This window comes from Acinetobacter sp. P1(2023) (assembly GCF_028367635.1).
In the GTDB taxonomy this organism is placed as follows: Bacteria; Pseudomonadota; Gammaproteobacteria; order Pseudomonadales; family Moraxellaceae; genus Acinetobacter; species Acinetobacter pittii_E.
Map to the genome: position 1 here is coordinate 1 of NZ_JAQNDD010000008.1, position 17,030 is coordinate 17,030.

Sequence of the window (17,030 nt, forward strand, 5' to 3'; positions counted from 1 at the left end):
AATCACAAGTAACTGTTTTTCAACAAGTTTCTATCCGCATCACCGCCGATGGATGTGCATTATAGACCATCTCATCCCCTTTGCAAGCGAAAATTAAAAATTAATGACTCGAGCGTTTACTTTTAAATCAACCACCCATCTAAACCTTTGTTTTATATTAAAAATTATTTTAATTTTTTATTTTTGACTTAAATATATAAGTATTATGCTCATTAATTCCAGCTTAAGCTGTTGTTCTAAATCAAGAAAATTTTATGACTCTCATAATGTATCAGGGAAAAAAGCGCCTTATTAATAATTACAAAGGATTTATGCTGCACCTTTTCGAAGTCCGATGCCCCATCCGCCCTATACAAAATTTGGTTTAAAGTTTTATTAGAATCAAAGTAAAGCAAAAATCTTAGCGAGAATGCCTCAATAATTTTTAAAACCTAAAAATAAAAAAGGAAGCCTGTTAACCACGCTTCCTTTTTCAAATTTTAAAGAGCTTATTGAGCTGATGAACTGTGCATGTGCATTTCAGCTTGATTCATTTGCTCATGTGACTCCATCATCTGCTTATTTTTTTGACTTGGCATGTAGTCAGGTTCATTGTTAATTGCTAAGTAAAAAACGATCATAAACAATAAGCTTAAGATAGAAGCTACAATCAGTAACTTCCATCCCCACCAAGACTGTTCAGGCGATAATTTATTAGTCATTTCATTTCTCTCATTAAGTTAATAATTTCAGTTCATCTAATTCGTTAAGCTTATTAAAACTTCATGCTCATACGAACCCAGTAATTTCTTCCGGTATTATTGAACTGCTCTTCACTCGCAAATCCAAAGCCCGCACTCCCCGCTTTGTTTAAGTGTTCGGTGTAGGTTTTATCTAAACGTTATCGACACCAACAGAGACATCAATATCTTTACGAAGGTTGTAACTTCCATTTAAAGAAAGAGTTGAAAAACCTTTACTTGGTTTGAGGTCATACCCCACGATGTTACCTTGATGTAGACTCACGCGGTTCTGCTCAGCAACAGCTCGCCACAACAGGCCTAAATTATATTTGTCAGCTACATAGCGAATATTTAAGCGACCTTCTAAAGGTGAAATTTGAGGTAGCGGTTTGTCATCTGTGGTGTTTTTACCCCACGCATACATGGCACTCAAATCTGCCTGAATATGATCGGTAAATTGATATCCAATACCCGCTTCCGCGCCTGCGATGGTTGCATCGACATTTTTGGCACCCGCAGTAATATCATGGCTCATGTCATGCCCATCCATTCCCATACTTGGATGATGGTGGTAACTCATTAAAATGTAGTCATCTACTAAGCCTGCATAAGCAGAAGCCCATGTATTTAAAGCACCATGTTGTTGTTGGAAACCCATATCCAATTGTAATGTTTTCTCAGGATTCACACCGTTAAAAGTATTGGTTGAACCAGCATTACCATGTTTAGGCGAGAAAAGCTCCCAATAATCCGGCATACGCTCTACATAACCTAAACCGATATAGCTTTTTAGATCATGCTCAGGATGTTGATTTTCCCAGCGAACGAATGCACTCGGTAAAGTCTTTTCAAGTTTAGTATTAAAGCCTTTTGCCTGAGAGTTAGCGCGTTCATCTTCAACTGTGACTCGATCTAAACGTGCACCTGTAACCAATTTGTTGAGATCGTTCCATTGATAACCAAGTTCACCAAAAGTACCGTATGATTGAAAACGCATATCTTGACGATATGGAACATTCATAGAAGGCATATTTGGCGATGACATGCTACCGCCATGTTTATTAAATTGAGAATCTACACCTGTAATTAAACTCCACTTATTCCATTCAGAAGTCATGGCTAAGCGCGAGTTTAGTGTACGGCGCGTTACTTGCATTGCCATCGCGTTCGGCATGAGCATAGTCATACCACCATGATTCATTTCAACTAATGGCGGAGTACGTAAGCTAAAGTTATCCATAATATGGTCGTTATAGCTGTAGTTCACCTGCCCTTCAATTTTCTTAATGACGTTAGTGATATTTTTCTTTTCGAACCGTAGACCTAAACTTTCACGCGCAAACTGAGAACCATCCATTGAACGTCCAGCATAAAGCGATTCACCATCAGATTTTCCACCAGTGAGTTCGACCCACGTGTTTTCATCTGGAGTAAAGCCAAGCGCTATATCTGCATTCCACTTTTTCCATGCTGAGGGCACGGTATTGCCATCACCATCTTGATAACTATTGGATTCTGAACGGTTGGCATTTAAACGGATATATTTTTTCTCATCACCCAATGCCGCTTCAACATTATGATCAATACGCCCATATGAACCTAGTAAGACACTCGCTTGCCCACGATAAGGTTTTTCAGAGGTGAGTTTCTCAGGTTGACGTTCAAAAAGTACCGTAGCTGCCGAACCTGTATTGGCATATTGGACCGTTTGTGGGCCTTTAATCACAGAAATGCGATCATAACTTTCTGGAGAGATATAAGAAGTTGGAGCATCCATACGATTTGGACATGCACCCAAGTTTTCAGTTCCATCAGTCAAAATTTTGATGCGTGAACCAAACATACCTCGGAATGTCACATCACCATTTGTTCCACCGCTTTGTATCGAGTTAAATCCCATAATACTTTGCAGATAGTCTGCCCCATCCGTAGCAGGGACTGGCTGAATCGGTTGCTTTGGATCTGCATGTACGATCGGACCATTTGCATCGTTGCCTTGTTGTGCGGTAACAACGATGGGAGCCAATGAATGAAGAGCATTGGTATCAACATCATTTTTTTCTGAATCAGCAAAAACTAGACCCGAATGAGAGGCAGCAAGCATCGCAACCCATAACGGTTGTAATAAGAATTTAGAATGTGGCATTTTTATACGCTCTAAAACATAAATAAAGTGATATTGAAGTCAGTTAAGACCCCAACAAAAAATTGCTTTTATTTATGCAAATAGAGGCGGTGCGCGCCCTTGCGGGAGTAGAAAAAGTCGCTGTAGCGCAAAGTAAACATGTCGAAATGCTTGTTGATAGGCGACTAAGCGGACTTGTATGCGGACTAAAACTTCTTTTACACCAAATTCAGGGGGTAAAACCAAATTGGCATAGACGGTACAATACTGACACTGGTGATTTGCATCATGATGATCATGTTGCCCAGAGGTTTGTGCTTGTTCAATATGATGTTCATGATGCGAATGCATGGTATGCGACATGATTTCTGTCTGTGCTTTGGGTTTAAGCAAAGCAAGGGTAATAGTTTCACAGACCGGAGCAATTTGATATTGCTTCGGTAATAGCGGCTGTAGAAACACCGCAATCTGTAAAAATACTGCTGCACATGCAAGCAGTAACCCACTACGAAAAACCAAAAATCACATCCACACTATATTCATGTTTCAAGAATAGAAATTTTTAACGTTTTACTGCAACTTTTTCACGCTCACGTTGACGAACAACTTTTTCAACTTTTTCTCGTGCACGTTGACGTTTAAGTGGCGACAAATAATCCACAAATAATTTGCCATTTAAGTGATCCATTTCATGTTGGATACAAACAGCGAGAAGTCCATCAGCTTCTATCTCAAATGCTTGACCTTCAAGGTTAATTGCCTCAATTTTCACACGTGACGGACGCTCAACTTTGTCGTATATTTGTGGCACCGATAGGCAGCCTTCTTCGTACTGCTGCGTATCTTCTGTCAGTGGAGTAATTTTGGGGTTAATGAAAACCATCGGGTCATCTTTAGATTCAGACAAATCTATGACGATAAGCTGAATATGACGATCGACCTGTGAAGCTGCTAAACCAATACCCGGTGCGGCATACATGGTTTCAAGCATATCTGCTGCAAGTTGACGAATTTCATCAGTAACTTCTTCAACAGGCTTAGCAATGGTACGAAGACGGGGATCAGGAAAACTTAAAATAGGTAATAAGGCCATACTGACGTCCTCACTTATGCCATTGATTAAAAAACCAAATGAAGGAAATACTTCATCGAAAAATTGTGTGTTAGCCGCCTATTATAACGCATCTGCACGCATAATTTTTAGGAATTATCATAATGAAAAAGGTTTTTGACGGCATGGTTCAATTTCATGCTTTGGGGATAAAAAAGCATTTACTTGCTTTGGCACTTTTTACAGGGGTTGCATTCGGTACGGTAGCAGAGGTTTATGCTGCTAGTCCGAACCATAATCCACCCTCTCTTAAAAGTAATGCACCACATGTCTACGTAGTAAAACGGGGAGATACGCTCTGGGATATTTCCGGTCACTTTCTGAGTAAACCTTGGCGCTGGCCTGAAATTTGGGCAAATAATCAGCATGTCAAAAATCCGCATTGGATTTATCCAGGTGATCGACTACTGCTATGTAGTTTAGATGGCCGGCCGTTGGTTGGAAAAGATGAGGGAGACGGTTGTGTCGGCATTATTCGCCGTTACACAGGCCAAATGACAAATTTACAACCTCAAGTTCGTGTAGAGTCACTTAACAATAACATCCCTGTTATTCCTCTTGAACATATCAAGCAGTGGTTAGAACACAGCACTATTCTGCCAGCTGACGCAATTGAACATACTCCTTATGTAGTAGGTACTGCCGATCAACGAGTACTTGCAGCAAAAGGTCAAACTATTTATGCACGCGGACAAGGTTTGATTGATGGTCAACGTTATGCCGTCTACCGTGAAGGTGAACCTTATTATTTCACAGATAATAAAGGCAAAAAGCATAGTCTAGGTATTGAGTTACAACAAGTTGCCTCGGGGATTGCTATCTCTTCGGAAAAAGACATTACCACGCTTGAGTTAACTGACAGCTACGATTCTGAAGTACGTCGTGGTGATCGGGTTATGCCAGAAGAAGAGGCTACATTGCCTACTTTATTTTATCCAGTGGACGCTACTCAAGTGCCAGATGCCGGCAAAATCATTCGTGTCATGGGCTCAATTGGTAGAGCTGCCAAAAATAGTGTGGTGACTTTGGACCGCGGTACAACTCAAGGTGTTCAAGTAGGCCAAGTTTTTGATATTACGCAGCAAGGCGAAACTATTCGCGATCCTAAAACTAAGGAATCAATAAAGTTACCTGGTCAACAAATTGGTAGCCTAATGGTTTTTAGAACCTTTGATCAGTTGAGTTATGCCTACGTATTAGAAAGCGATTTACCAATTAAAGTTGGTTCAAGCATTCAGCCGCCTCGCTTTAATGATTAACGCTGGATGTACCTTTTAAAATGCTTACTCAACTTTCTTCACACCATTACCACACGCTTAAAGTGTGGTATTTGGTGCAGCACTCTTTAGTTAGTTTTAAAAAAATTATTGATTATTTTGGTCACTGTGAAAAAGCAGTCCAGCCAAATGGATTAGCACAGTGGTCTAATCTTGGTTTACACGCCAATCATTTAAAACGCGTAGATGAATTTCAAACCGCTCAAGGTCAAGCTCAGTTTGAAAAACTGGTTCAACAGATTCATCAACATACTGACTTTATTTTAACGGCAGATGACTCAGGCTATCCCACTCAATTACTACCTTATACTGATCACCCACCTATCATTTTTGGAAAAGGTCAGGCACAAGCCTTATTGCAACCACAAATTGCGATTGTCGGTAGTCGAAAACCAAGCCCACACGGCCGTCAGGTTGCTTATGATTTTGCCTATTACTTAAGTGAAAAAGGATTTTATGTAAGTAGTGGCTTGGCATATGGGATTGACGAAGCTGCTCATCAAGGAGCTGCCGCACATCAACGTACCATTGCAGTGACCGGAACAGGTTTAGATAGTACCTACCCTGCTCAAAATAAAAAACTTGCCGAACAGATTTTGGCTCAAAACGGCGCCATTATTACTGAGTTTTTACCGGGGACCCCACCATTACAACAGCATTTTCCCCGTCGGAACCGAATTGTCAGTGGTTTAAGTTTAGGCGTGTTAGTGGTAGAAGCTACATTAAAGAGTGGTTCTCTCATTACTGCGACAAAGCAGCCGAACAAGGTAAAACCGTATTTGCTATTCCTGGTCATATTTACAGTGAATTTCATCAAGGTTGTCATCAACTCATTCGGGAAGGAGCAATTTTAGTTGATCATCCTGAGCAGATTATTGAAGACCTTGCGTTACCCACCCAATGGCAAAGTCAGCAACAGAACTCAACTGAGGAAGAAATAGTTTCTTGCGCCCCAGAAATTCCTGAGCATTTAATTGGCCTTTATCAGTCTTTAGACTGGGTTGGACAAGATATTGACCAGCTTGTTTTGCATCACTCTCAACCTGTAGCAGAACTCACCTCTTCACTGATGGAACTAGAACTACTTGGTTTATGTATGCAACAATCAGGGTTGTATTTACGTTGTCGTTCTTAGTACCGGAGCGCACAATAAAATTCTGTCTGATTGAAAGGAAGAGTATTACCATGATTACCACCTCAGTTACCGAAGCAGCCGAATGTTTACAACAAGGTCAAGTTTTGGCATATCCAACTGAGGCAGTTTGGGGGCTAGGTTGCGACCCTTTTAATGAGCAAGCTTTTCAAAAGATTCTTGAACTCAAGCAAAGGCCTATTGAAAAAGGCGTAATTCTATTAGCAGGCCATATTAGCCAAGTTGAGCACTTGCTCACTTCGCTCCCTCAAACAACCCAGCAAGAAATTATTGATTGTTGGACGAATCATCAACCTTCAGAAAGAGCGACAACTTGGCTATTACCTGCTGGTGAACATATTCCTTCATGGATTAAAGGTAAACATCCGCTTGTTGCTGTTCGAGTCACCACTCATCCTTTATGTGTAGCATTATGCAATGCTTTTCATGGATTTATTGTCTCGACGAGTGCTAACCCAAGTGGGCAAGAACCTGCTCACTCACTACAAGATGCCTGCCAATACTTTGGTTCACAATTAAACTATCTCAATGGTGACTTAGGCCAAAGTCAGCAACCAAGTAGAATTATTAATGCCCTTACTGGAGAGATTATTCGCGCCTAATCCAGACAAAAAAAAGCTCAGTTATATAGGGATAACTGAGCATAAAAAAGGATGGGTATATACCACATCCAGAGGGTTTGAATATCTCTGCAACGAAAGATAATTTGCAAAAAAGCACGTCTTTCGTAGTGGTCGCTATTATGTAGTAAGAGATCAAATGAGAGAAATATATTATTTCTCTAAAAAAAGCATGAAAAGTGTAGGGAATTTGCAAGTTTTCGCTTATAAATTAAAATTATATTAATATTTTTGCTCGGCTTTTTTAATATTTATATTTCAAACTATTTTTATAAACTATTTATAAATCATATAGAAAAACTTTAACTAAGAAAAAAATGGCATATTTTCATCAGTTTTTTTCAAAATATGCCATAGTTTTTTTACCCGACTTTAGTTTTGCTCTTGGATTAATTCACTCTTTTTAGGACTGACCTTCTTTTGAGCCATGATAATACCAATTAAGATAACAATCCCACCTAGCGTATGATAAATGGTCCACTGTTCAGATAACCAGACGCTTGCAATAACTGCTGTAAAAACAGGAACCAAGTTCATAAAAATACTTGTTCTATTAGGACCAAGCTGTTGAACGGCTAACATCCAAACTAACGGCGCAATGAGAGAAGCAAATACGCCCGCATAAATAGCGCTTGGCGCATTTTCTACATTTAAAGCATCAAGCCCAAACCAAAGAATTAAAGGAATATGAAATATTACAGAAAATCCAATCTGAACATATAAACTTGTCATAATTGGTAGAGGTAACTGCCATTTTTTCAGGAAAACCCCATAAAATGCATAGAAGAATACGGCAATAATCATTAACGCATCACCAAGATGCCCGCCACCACTTAATAACTTATTAATATTTCCTTGGGACATGACATATAGCAAGCCTGCAAAAGACAAAATACTGCCAAAAACTGCAAAGCGGTTAGGCACATCTTTTAAAATGGCAAGCGAAACAAAGATCGTAAAAATAGGAATAAATGCATTCACAATTCCCATATTGGTTGCACTGGTATAATGGGCAGCCGTATAAGCTAAACCTTGATAAAGTACCATCCCAAATGCACTTAGCACAGCAAGCTTAGGTAAATATGGTTTTACCAGTTGTCTTTGTCTCCAAACAGGCAAAAACATAAAGGGAGTCAAAATAATAAAAGCGATTAACCACCGATAGAAGCTAATACTTACCGGCGAGATATAATCCGAAACATAGCGGGTGACTACAATATTTAAAGACCAAATCAGTACTGCCAAAATGGGAAAAATAAATGCCCATTTGTGATATTTCATGACCTGACTCATAGCAATGCACCCTCTACAAAAGAGATTTTATTTTGGAGAATGTCTTAATAAATTGAAATATCGTATTTCCGACATTGATATTGAACTTAGGACATCGCCCTTTTTAAAATAATGTCCAAGCTTTCATGGCATGCTCTACAACTTTATGCAATTGCTCAGTACTCGCGCCGTCTCTGGCCTGTATAGTAAGGCCTTGAATGACCGTAGCATAAAAATCTGTCATTTCCTGTAGAGGAGCATTGGCAGATAAATCACCCTGCTCGACACCTTGTTGAAGACGTTTTAATAATTTTTCTTTGGTCTTTATGCGTTTATCCAATAGGTTTTGCTGCACATCTTGAGTGGCATCAGAACAATTCATGGCAGCAACCACCAACATACAACCTGCGGGCTTATTCGGTTGAATTAAGCGTTTTACATTGTCATAAAGATATAACTCAAAAGCGATTTTTGCCGTTTTTGCTTCTAAAAAAATGGTTTCTATGGGGCATGCTTCATGAGCCAAATAGTAATCAATACTTTGATAAAACAGCCCTGCCTTATCCCCAAAGGTACTATATAAACTCGGTGCTGTAATTTCTAAAGCTTGCGTTAAGTCACTAATAGATGTGGCTTCATAGCCATGCTCCCAAAAGAGCAACATTGCTTTTTGCAAAACCTCTTGCTCATTAAAGCATTTAGGACGCCCACGCTTCTTTTTTAGCGTTTCTTCAGTAACAACAAGGTCTGTTTCATGCCTATTTGTCATAAAGATCACATCTATTTTTATAACAATCGTTATTAAATTAATTGACGTTCGATTTTTTATCAACTATTTTATTTTCATAATGATCGTTAGTTAATTAATAAATTGCCTTTCTTTACTCCAAATTTAGACAAGTAAGGATCTCCTATGGACCAATCTTCTATTTCTAAAGCGCGACCCACGACCTCCACTCAAGGGAGCTGGTTTGCTATTTTGGCCGTTTCTATTGCTGCATTTGCATTAGTAACAAGTGAATTTTTACCTGTTGGTGTTTTAAATAGTGTCGCAACTGATTTAAATATTTCTGTAGGTACAGCAGGCCTGATTATTACTGTACCCGGCATTATGGCAGCAATTGCGGCACCTCTATTGCCTGTATCTGTAAAACAACTTGATCGGCGTTATGTACTTATCTTGCTGACAGCCATTATGGTGATTGCCAATACCATTACCGCCTTTGCTGAAAACTTTCATGTTTTATTGTTGAGCCGTTTAATTTTAGGTATTTCAATTGGTGGTTTCTGGGCGACAGCAATTGCTTTAAGTGGGAAATTAGCTCCTTCGCATCTTCCTATTGCTAAAGCAACTGCGGTCGTGATGGCAGGTGTAACTTTTGCTACAGTTCTAGGTGTGCCTATTGGAACATGGCTAAGTGAATTTTATGGCTGGCGTAGTGCTTTTGGAATTACAGCAGGCATTGGCTTAATTGTTTTAATCTTACAATTAATCTTTTTACCTAAACTTGTACCGGACTCGGCAATTCACTTGAAAGACTTACCAGCACTATTACGTACGCCCAAAGCAAGTAGTGGTATGTTAATTGTCTTACTGATTGGACTTGCTCATTTCTGTGCCTATAGCTATTTAGCCCCTTTCTTTAAAAATGTTGCCGGTTTTAATGGCACAACCATTAGTTCATTATTATTGCTCTATGGAATTGCAGGTATTTTCGGAAATGCGTTTGCCGGATATAGTGGCAACCTAAATGTCCGTTATACATTAGCTTTTGTCGGTACATGCTTCGCAATCGTATTTTTTGGATTCCCTCTTTTTGCTGTCCATGAGTTTGGTGCTATTGTCTTAACAGCTTTATGGGGATTCGCATTTGGCGCTTTCCCTACCTCTGCCAATATTTGGATGTTTGTACATGCACCAAATGCCGTTGAAAAAGGTATGCCTCTTTTTGTGGGTATGTTTCAGGTAATGATTGCAACAGGTTCTTTATTAGGCGGCTATGTAGTTGATCATTTCAATGAAAATACTTTAATTTATGGTGTATTAAGCTTCGTTGCCTTAGCATTACTAAGTACATTCACCTTAGCAAAAGGCTTAAATAATCCTAAAGCTACTTGTGAAAATTAAAATATGAGTTAGAGCATATAAATGAACAATGAGGACCAAGCATTTTCTTTATTGAACAGTATAGAAGTTCATGAATTTCTATACCAAAAAGAAGATATTGTTCGTCCTCATGCATCTCTCTGGGGAGATTTTAATTTTAGTTTGAATGGCATTTTGGAAATGCAAGTAGAGGAACAAATCTACTTATCTCCTCCAAGCTATGGACTTTGGATTCCTCCTCAAACAGTTCATCAATCTACTCATATCGACCATGAAATTCATTATATCTGTATTCGACTACACCCTAGCCTCTGCTCTATTTTAGGTAACGTATGTAAATGTTTTAGTATTCAGCCTTTCTTTCGAACCTTAGTCCTCCAAATTTTAGAACAGCAAAAACAAACCGAACAACCTGAATACTTAGAACATCTTTTACAAGTTTTATTCGATCAACTTAAACAAGCCCCTGCATATTCACATTATTTACCGCAAACGCGTCATCCTGTTTTATTGCCTATTCTAGAAAAACTTTCAGATCCTTTACTTTTTAATCACTCTTTACAGCAGTTGCTTCAGAACTTTTCAGTAAGTGATCGTCACTTATTACGTTTGAGTCAACAAGAGCTTCAGCTTTCGTTATCCGAATGGAGAAATCGGGCCAAAATTGTTTATGCCATTCATCAGATTCGCCAAGGAACGCCTATCAAGCGTTTAGCATACGATTTAGGTTATCAACATAGCTCAAGTTTTATTGAGTTTTTTAAACGTTACACTGGGCAAACGCCTATCCAAATCAGAAATAACTAGAATTCAGATTATCTTTAAAAACTTTTTCTTTTTTGAACACGAATATTATTGCACTACCCCTCAATAGCAGTTAAAACAAATGCGTTACTTGATATCAATTACAATCTTTAGGAAAGACTCATGACACAATCTGTATATCACATTCCAGTAAAAGCTATTTCAGGCGAAACGGTTGATCTTGAACAATATAAAGGTAAAGTTCTACTTATTGTAAATACTGCTTCTAAATGTGGTTTAACTCCACAATACGAAGGCTTAGAAAAACTTTATCAAGCAAAAAAAGATCAGGGTCTTGAAATTTTAGGTTTCCCTGCAAATAATTTTAAAGAGCAAGAACCGGGCTCTGATGAAGAAATTCAGCAATTTTGTTCATTAAATTATGATGTTCATTTCCCTTTATTTTCTAAGGTTTCTGTAGTCGGCGAAGACAAGCATCCACTTTACCAAGCTTTGACAGCCGCTCAACCAGAACGTACTGGTGAAGGCCCTTTCCGTGAGCGTTTAGAAGGCTTAGGTATTCCAACCAATCCTGCTCCAGAAGTTTTATGGAATTTCGAAAAGTTCTTGATTAATAAGAATGGTGAAGTCGTGGCTCGCTTTGCTCCAAACATAACAGCAGACGACGAACAAATTGTTAAAGCAGTTGAAGCAGAATTAGCAAAATAAAATTTTTAAACGTGAAAAAGGGCGTTTTATACGCTCTTTTTTATTATCCTCGCAAATGTTGTTAGTTTGCAAAAATACAATCTTTCTTCATATTTTATGCCTATAGTACCTATTTGCTTTATTTGATGTTGTTTGTAGTTATGAAAAAAGTTTTACAGGGCGCATTTCTTCCTTTTGTAATTTTTGCCTCAGGCATGCTTTTACTGGGGTGTGATCAAGCACAAGACCATGCTAATGATCAAGAAAAGACTGAGATAACTGAACAATCATCTGACCAACCTCTTGAGCAACAAGAGTCCGATATTGCCCCTAATAAAACTGAACTTAAAAGCGGTAATATTTTTTATATGGTCCGTGATGCTGCTAACTTACAGATTAAAGCTGGTGACTATGTTGAACAACTTAAAGATACTCAGCTGGATGTTGAGCAAGCGATCCAAGATAAAAATAAGAACGAATTAAAAACTACAGTCACAACTTTAAAACAGCAATTACAAGGATTAAATCAAGCTCTTCTGACTTTAGATATCAAAAGTCAGGAAATTGAAAATATTCGCCAAAGTTTATTACGTGCCAATCAACAAGCTCTTAGCATGCCGTTACTGAATGGGAAATTAGATCAAATTGATTTTGACCAAATTGAAAAACAGCTTAATACCATTCAAATGGACATGGTGAAACTTGCTTCCATGATTATGGCTGGGGATGAAAAATCGGATTCAAAAACTGAATATTAAAAATTAACTCATAAAAAAAGCCACCTTATGGTGGCTTTTTCAATCTCAAACCGGCAATTAGAGTGCGCGGTTTTTGATTTTACGGATAGTTTCAAGCTGTGCAGCGGTTTCTGCCAAGGCAGCCAACGCAGCAGCTGAGTCCAAATCACTCTTTTGGTTTGCAAGCAATTGTTCAGCATTTTTACGAGCTTCTAAAATTGCAGCTTCATCCAAATTGTCAGCACGGATTGCAGTATCTGCAAGAACCGTTACAACATGAGGTTGAACTTCTAAAACACCGCCAGATACATAGACGATTTCTTCTGTACCATTTTCCAACTGAACACGAATTGGGCCCGGTTGAAGCAAGGTTACTAGTGGAGCATGTCCTGGCAAAATACCAAGTTCACCACCAGCACCTTTCGCGATTAACATCGTTACTGCGCCAGAGTAAATAGACTCTTTAACACTTACGACATCACATTGCATAGTCGCCATGAGATGATCTCCTTAAATTAGAGTTTCTCAGCTTTAGCAATCACTTCGTCAATACCACCAACCATATAGAACGCTTGTTCTGGGATGTGATCGTATTCACCAGCTAATAGACCTTTAAAGCCACGAATCGTTTCTTTAAGCGGTACTAATTTACCAGGAGCACCAGTAAACACTTCAGCTACGTGGAATGGTTGAGAGAAGAAACGTTGGATTTTACGCGCACGGTAAACAACCAATTTATCTTCTTCAGCTAACTCATCCATACCCAAGATTGCGATGATGTCTTTAAGCTCTTTATAACGTTGCAATACGTTTTGTACTGCACGCGCAATTTCATAGTGCTCTTGACCAACAACTAATGGGTCTAACTGACGTGAAGTTGAGTCAAGTGGATCGATCGCTGGATAGATACCAGAAGATGCGATGTCACGGCTCAATACTACTGTTGCATCTAAGTGAGCAAATGTAGTTGCAGGAGATGGATCTGTTAAGTCATCGGCAGGTACATATACTGCTTGGATCGATGTGATCGAACCAGATTTAGTAGATGTAATACGCTCTTGAAGAACACCCATTTCTTCTGCAAGTGTAGGTTGGTAACCTACCGCAGATGGCATACGACCTAACAATGCTGATACTTCAGTACCCGCAAGTGTATAACGGTAGATGTTGTCGACGAACAATAATACGTCACGACCTTTACCATTTTCGTCTTTTTGATCACGGAAGTATTCAGCCATAGTCAAACCGTTAACGCTACGCGTAAACGGTTACCTGGTGGCTCGTTCATCTGACCGTAGACCATTGCTACTTTGTCAAGAACGTTAGAATCTTTCATTTCGTGATAGAAGTCGTTACCTTCACGAGTACGCTCACCAACACCAGCAAACACAGATAAACCTGAGTGAGCTTTAGCGATGTTGTTGATCAACTCCATCATGTTAACGGTTTTACCAACACCCGCACCACCGAATAAACCAACTTTACCACCTTTTGCGAACGGGCAAAGTAAGTCAATTACTTTAATACCAGTTTCTAAAAGATCAGTAGAAGCTGCTTGTTCAGCATAAGAAGGTGCTTGACGGTGAATCGGCAAACGTTCTTCAGTCGCTACAGGACCTGCTTCATCGATAGGACGACCCAAAACGTCCATGATACGACCAAGCGTAGCTGGACCTACTGGAACAGAAATCGGTGCATTTGTGCTAGTTACATTAAGGCCACGTTTAAGACCTTCTGTAGAACCCATTGCGATGGTACGAACAACACCATCGCCAAGCTGTTGCTGAACTTCTAATGTAGTTTCAGTACCGTCAACTTGGAGAGCGTCATAGATCTTAGGAACGCTATTGCGCTCAAACTCGACGTCGATAACCGCGCCGATGATCTGAATGATACGACCGCTACTCATTGCTGTCTCCTCAATTCAAACTTAATAATGTTAAACGGCAGCGGCACCGCCAACGATCTCGGAAATTTCCTGAGTAATCGCGGCTTGACGCAGCTTGTTGTAAATGAGTTGTAGGTCTTTAATCAATTGTCCTGCGTTGTCTGTCGCTGCTTTCATCGCGACCATACGAGCTGACTGCTCACATGCAACGTTTTCAATCACACCTTGATAAACCATAGACTCGATATAGCGAACCAACAAACCATTTAACAATTCTTCTGCTTCTGGTTCGTAGATATAGTCCCAACCATAAGTACGGTTGAGATCATCGCCTTCTTCTGCTGGTGCTAAAGGAACAAGTTGTTCTACTTTAGGCTGCTGAGTCATTGCATTAACGAAGCCATTTGATACGAGATAGATACGATCTAATTCGCCTTTATCAAATGCATCAAGCATAACTTGGACTGAGCCAGTTAACTGTTCCAAACTCGGCGCATCGCCAAGTTGGGTAGTTGCACCGAGCACTTTACCGCCGTAATTCTTAAAAAACGAAACCGCTTTTTGACCAATTAAAGCAAATTCAACTTCAATTGACTGCTGTTGTTGTGCTTTGACATGCTGCACAACTTTCTTGAACAAGTTAATGTTCAAGCCACCTGCCAAACCACGATCTGAAGACACTACGATATAGCCAACACGCTTAACTGGGCGGTCAACCATATAACGGTGTTTGTATTCAGGGTTTGCTTGTACCAAGTGAGCAATTACACGGCGCATATTATCGGCATACGGACGGCCCTGAGCCATGCGCTCTTGCGCACGACGCATTTTAGAAGCAGCTACCATTTGCATCGCGCGAGTAATCTTTTGCGTGCTCTTGATACTAGCTACTTTGGCGCGAATTTCTTTTAAATTTGCCATACGCTTAACCTAGTATTCGAAAGCTCTTTCGAGCTTCCGAAGGTTGATCCGTGAACCAAACTTAACTAAAACTAAACTTAGTAAGTTTGAGTCGCTTTAAAGCTTTCAATACCTGCTTTGATTGCTGCTTCGATGTCTTTGTTGTAATCACCAGTTTCATCGATTTGTTTCATCAACGGAGCATATTCTGAGCGGAAATAAGAAATTAACGCAGCATCAAAGTCTACGATTTTCTTCACTTCTACGTCAGCCATATAGCCTTCGTTAGATGCATAAACAGAAACAGCTTGGTCAGCAATTGAGTAAGGAGCATATTGTTTTTGCTTCATTAACTCAGTTACACGTTGACCATGTTCAAGTTGCTTACGAGTTGCTTCGTCAAGGTCAGAAGCGAACTGAGCAAACGCAGCCAATTCACGGTATTGTGCTAAAGCGGTACGGATACCACCAGACAATTTTTTGATGATCTTAGTTTGAGCAGAACCACCAACACGAGATACAGAGATACCCGCGTTCACAGCAGGACGAATACCTGCGTTGAATAATGATGTTTCTAAGAAGATCTGACCGTCAGTAATCGAAATTACGTTCGTTGGTACGAATGCAGATACGTCACCTGCTTGAGTTTCAATAATTGGCAATGCAGTTAAAGAACCAGTTTGACCAGTTACTGCGCCATTAGTGAATTTCTCAACGTAGTCAGCAGATACACGAGAAGCACGCTCAAGAAGACGTGAGTGAAGATAGAATACGTCACCTGGATACGCTTCACGACCTGGTGGACGACGTAAAAGTAATGAAATTTGACGGTAAGCAACAGCTTGCTTAGACAAATCATCATAAATAATAAGAGCGTCTTCACCGCGGTCACGGAAGTATTCACCCATTGTACAGCCAGAGTACGGAGCTAAGTACTGCATTGCAGCAGGATCAGCAGCCGCAGCAGCGACAACAGTTGTATACGCCATAGCGCCAGTTTCTTCTAGCTTACGTACAACGTTAGCAATTGTTGATTGTTTTTGACCAATCGCAACGTATACACACTTAATGCCAGAGTTTTTCTGAGCGATAATCGCATCGATCGCCATCGCTGTTTTACCAGTTTGACGGTCACCGATGATCAACTCACGTTGGCCACGGCCAACAGGAATCATTGTATCAACTGATTTATAACCAGTTTGAACAGGCTCATCTACAGATTGACGCCAAATTACGCCTGGTGCTACTTTTTCAACAGCATCAGTTAATTTCGCATCAATTGGGCCTTTACCATCAATTGGGTTACCCAAAGCGTCGACAACACGGCCAAGAAGTTCAGGACCAACTGGAACTTCTAATACACGACCTGTACAACGAGCTTTTTGACCTTCTTGAAGGCTTAGGTAGTTACCTAAAACAACGGCACCCACTGAATCCTGTTCTAGGTTCAGTGCCATACCAAATAAGCCGCCGTCGAATTCGATCATTTCACCGTACATTGCATCAGCAAGACCGTGAATGCGCACGATACCGTCGGATACCATAACAATGGTACCTTCGTTTTTAGCGGTCGCGCTGGTGTCCAGATCTCCGATACGCTGTTTAATGAGCGCACTGATCTCGGATGGATTCAGTTGTTGCATTGCGCTATTCCTCAATCTTTTAT

Annotated in this window: 14 protein-coding genes and 4 pseudogenes; 7 read left to right on the top strand and 11 right to left on the bottom strand. The window is 39.9% G+C overall.

Translation table 11 applies throughout. From position 1 onward, the window contains the following. Window positions 1-177 precede the first annotated feature (177 nt). The 5 genes and pseudogenes from POD11_RS17635 to def all read right to left on the bottom strand — a co-directional run. Window positions 178-332 (bottom strand): annotated as a pseudogene (locus tag POD11_RS17635) (TetR/AcrR family transcriptional regulator); the annotation flags it as partial. 156 nt (window positions 333-488) lie between these two features. Then, window positions 489-701, bottom strand: a complete 213-nt coding sequence (locus tag POD11_RS12460) for a hypothetical protein (protein ID WP_016142488.1) — start codon at window positions 699-701, stop codon at window positions 489-491. A gap of 53 nt (window positions 702-754) precedes the next feature. Beyond that, window positions 755-2,868 (bottom strand): annotated as a pseudogene (locus POD11_RS12465) (TonB-dependent copper receptor). 72 nt (window positions 2,869-2,940) lie between these two features. Continuing rightward, complete coding sequence (locus tag POD11_RS12470; protein ID WP_239970356.1) at window positions 2,941-3,366, bottom strand: DUF2946 family protein; 426 nt, start codon at window positions 3,364-3,366, stop codon at window positions 2,941-2,943. A gap of 43 nt (window positions 3,367-3,409) precedes the next feature. Further along, window positions 3,410-3,940, bottom strand: coding sequence for a peptide deformylase (def, locus tag POD11_RS12475; protein WP_262446778.1), 531 nt, complete (start codon window positions 3,938-3,940; stop codon window positions 3,410-3,412). Between the two features lie 122 nt (window positions 3,941-4,062). Between def and POD11_RS12480 the strand changes: the two genes are divergently transcribed. From POD11_RS12480 to POD11_RS12490, 3 genes and pseudogenes are all read left to right on the top strand, one after another. Next, the gene (locus tag POD11_RS12480) at window positions 4,063-5,217 is read left to right on the top strand and encodes a LysM peptidoglycan-binding domain-containing protein (RefSeq protein ID WP_262457350.1); all 1,155 of its coding nucleotides are present in this window, start codon (window positions 4,063-4,065) and stop codon (window positions 5,215-5,217) included. 20 nt (window positions 5,218-5,237) lie between these two features. Beyond that, a pseudogene (gene dprA, locus POD11_RS12485) lies at window positions 5,238-6,370 on the top strand (DNA-processing protein DprA). A gap of 50 nt (window positions 6,371-6,420) precedes the next feature. Then, window positions 6,421-6,990: an L-threonylcarbamoyladenylate synthase gene (locus POD11_RS12490; RefSeq protein WP_016142494.1), complete on the top strand. Its 570-nt coding sequence runs from the start codon at window positions 6,421-6,423 to the stop codon at window positions 6,988-6,990. A gap of 390 nt (window positions 6,991-7,380) precedes the next feature. Here POD11_RS12490 and POD11_RS12495 read toward each other — a convergent pair whose 3' ends face one another. Both POD11_RS12495 and POD11_RS12500 read right to left on the bottom strand, forming a co-directional pair. Next, entirely contained in the window at window positions 7,381-8,301 is a 921-nt protein-coding gene (locus POD11_RS12495; RefSeq protein ID WP_016142495.1) for a DMT family transporter, read from the bottom strand. A 103-nt stretch (window positions 8,302-8,404) separates the two neighbouring features. Next, a complete protein-coding gene (locus tag POD11_RS12500; protein WP_262457351.1) occupies window positions 8,405-9,058 on the bottom strand; it encodes a TetR/AcrR family transcriptional regulator in 654 nt (217 codons plus the stop codon). A gap of 135 nt (window positions 9,059-9,193) precedes the next feature. Between POD11_RS12500 and POD11_RS12505 the strand changes: the two genes are divergently transcribed. From POD11_RS12505 to POD11_RS12520, 4 genes are all read left to right on the top strand, one after another. Continuing rightward, window positions 9,194-10,408, top strand: a complete 1,215-nt coding sequence (locus POD11_RS12505) for an MFS transporter (RefSeq protein ID WP_262457352.1) — start codon at window positions 9,194-9,196, stop codon at window positions 10,406-10,408. Window positions 10,409-10,429: 21 nt separating this feature from the next. Next, on the top strand, window positions 10,430-11,194 hold the full coding sequence (locus tag POD11_RS12510) for an AraC family transcriptional regulator (RefSeq protein WP_016142498.1): 765 nt from the start codon (window positions 10,430-10,432) through the stop codon (window positions 11,192-11,194). A gap of 120 nt (window positions 11,195-11,314) precedes the next feature. Beyond that, window positions 11,315-11,860, top strand: coding sequence for a glutathione peroxidase (locus POD11_RS12515; protein ID WP_016142499.1), 546 nt, complete (start codon window positions 11,315-11,317; stop codon window positions 11,858-11,860). A 140-nt stretch (window positions 11,861-12,000) separates the two neighbouring features. Continuing rightward, complete coding sequence (locus POD11_RS12520; RefSeq protein ID WP_262457353.1) at window positions 12,001-12,597, top strand: hypothetical protein; 597 nt, start codon at window positions 12,001-12,003, stop codon at window positions 12,595-12,597. Window positions 12,598-12,654: 57 nt separating this feature from the next. Here the strand turns inward: POD11_RS12520 and POD11_RS12525 are convergent, their stop codons facing one another. The 4 genes and pseudogenes from POD11_RS12525 to atpA all read right to left on the bottom strand — a co-directional run bounded on the left by POD11_RS12525 (window position 12,655) and on the right by atpA (window position 17,007). Beyond that, entirely contained in the window at window positions 12,655-13,074 is a 420-nt protein-coding gene (locus tag POD11_RS12525) for a F0F1 ATP synthase subunit epsilon (RefSeq protein WP_002114076.1), read from the bottom strand. A 17-nt stretch (window positions 13,075-13,091) separates the two neighbouring features. Further along, window positions 13,092-14,485 (bottom strand): annotated as a pseudogene (gene atpD / locus POD11_RS12530) (F0F1 ATP synthase subunit beta). Between the two features lie 30 nt (window positions 14,486-14,515). Then, entirely contained in the window at window positions 14,516-15,385 is an 870-nt protein-coding gene (gene atpG, locus POD11_RS12535; RefSeq protein WP_002114131.1) for a F0F1 ATP synthase subunit gamma, read from the bottom strand. Between the two features lie 77 nt (window positions 15,386-15,462). Beyond that, window positions 15,463-17,007, bottom strand: coding sequence for a F0F1 ATP synthase subunit alpha (gene atpA, locus POD11_RS12540; RefSeq protein ID WP_002114049.1), 1,545 nt, complete (start codon window positions 17,005-17,007; stop codon window positions 15,463-15,465). Window positions 17,008-17,030: the final 23 nt, after the last annotated feature.

What these genes read in the sequence shown, in the direction of transcription:
- POD11_RS12460 (WP_016142488.1), bottom strand. Translation starts at nt 701, where the DNA reads ATGACTAATAAATTATCGCCTGAACAGTCTTGGTGGGGATGGAAGTTA.
- def (WP_262446778.1), bottom strand. Translation starts at nt 3,940, where the DNA reads ATGGCCTTATTACCTATTTTAAGTTTTCCTGATCCCCGTCTTCGTACC.
- POD11_RS12480 (WP_262457350.1), top strand. Translation starts at nt 4,063, where the DNA reads ATGAAAAAGGTTTTTGACGGCATGGTTCAATTTCATGCTTTGGGGATA.
- POD11_RS12490 (WP_016142494.1), top strand. Translation starts at nt 6,421, where the DNA reads ATGATTACCACCTCAGTTACCGAAGCAGCCGAATGTTTACAACAAGGT.
- POD11_RS12495 (WP_016142495.1), bottom strand. Translation starts at nt 8,301, where the DNA reads ATGAGTCAGGTCATGAAATATCACAAATGGGCATTTATTTTTCCCATT.
- POD11_RS12505 (WP_262457352.1), top strand. Translation starts at nt 9,194, where the DNA reads ATGGACCAATCTTCTATTTCTAAAGCGCGACCCACGACCTCCACTCAA.
- POD11_RS12510 (WP_016142498.1), top strand. Translation starts at nt 10,430, where the DNA reads ATGAACAATGAGGACCAAGCATTTTCTTTATTGAACAGTATAGAAGTT.
- POD11_RS12515 (WP_016142499.1), top strand. Translation starts at nt 11,315, where the DNA reads ATGACACAATCTGTATATCACATTCCAGTAAAAGCTATTTCAGGCGAA.
- POD11_RS12520 (WP_262457353.1), top strand. Translation starts at nt 12,001, where the DNA reads ATGAAAAAAGTTTTACAGGGCGCATTTCTTCCTTTTGTAATTTTTGCC.
- POD11_RS12525 (WP_002114076.1), bottom strand. Translation starts at nt 13,074, where the DNA reads ATGGCGACTATGCAATGTGATGTCGTAAGTGTTAAAGAGTCTATTTAC.
- atpG (WP_002114131.1), bottom strand. Translation starts at nt 15,385, where the DNA reads ATGGCAAATTTAAAAGAAATTCGCGCCAAAGTAGCTAGTATCAAGAGC.
- atpA (WP_002114049.1), bottom strand. Translation starts at nt 17,007, where the DNA reads ATGCAACAACTGAATCCATCCGAGATCAGTGCGCTCATTAAACAGCGT.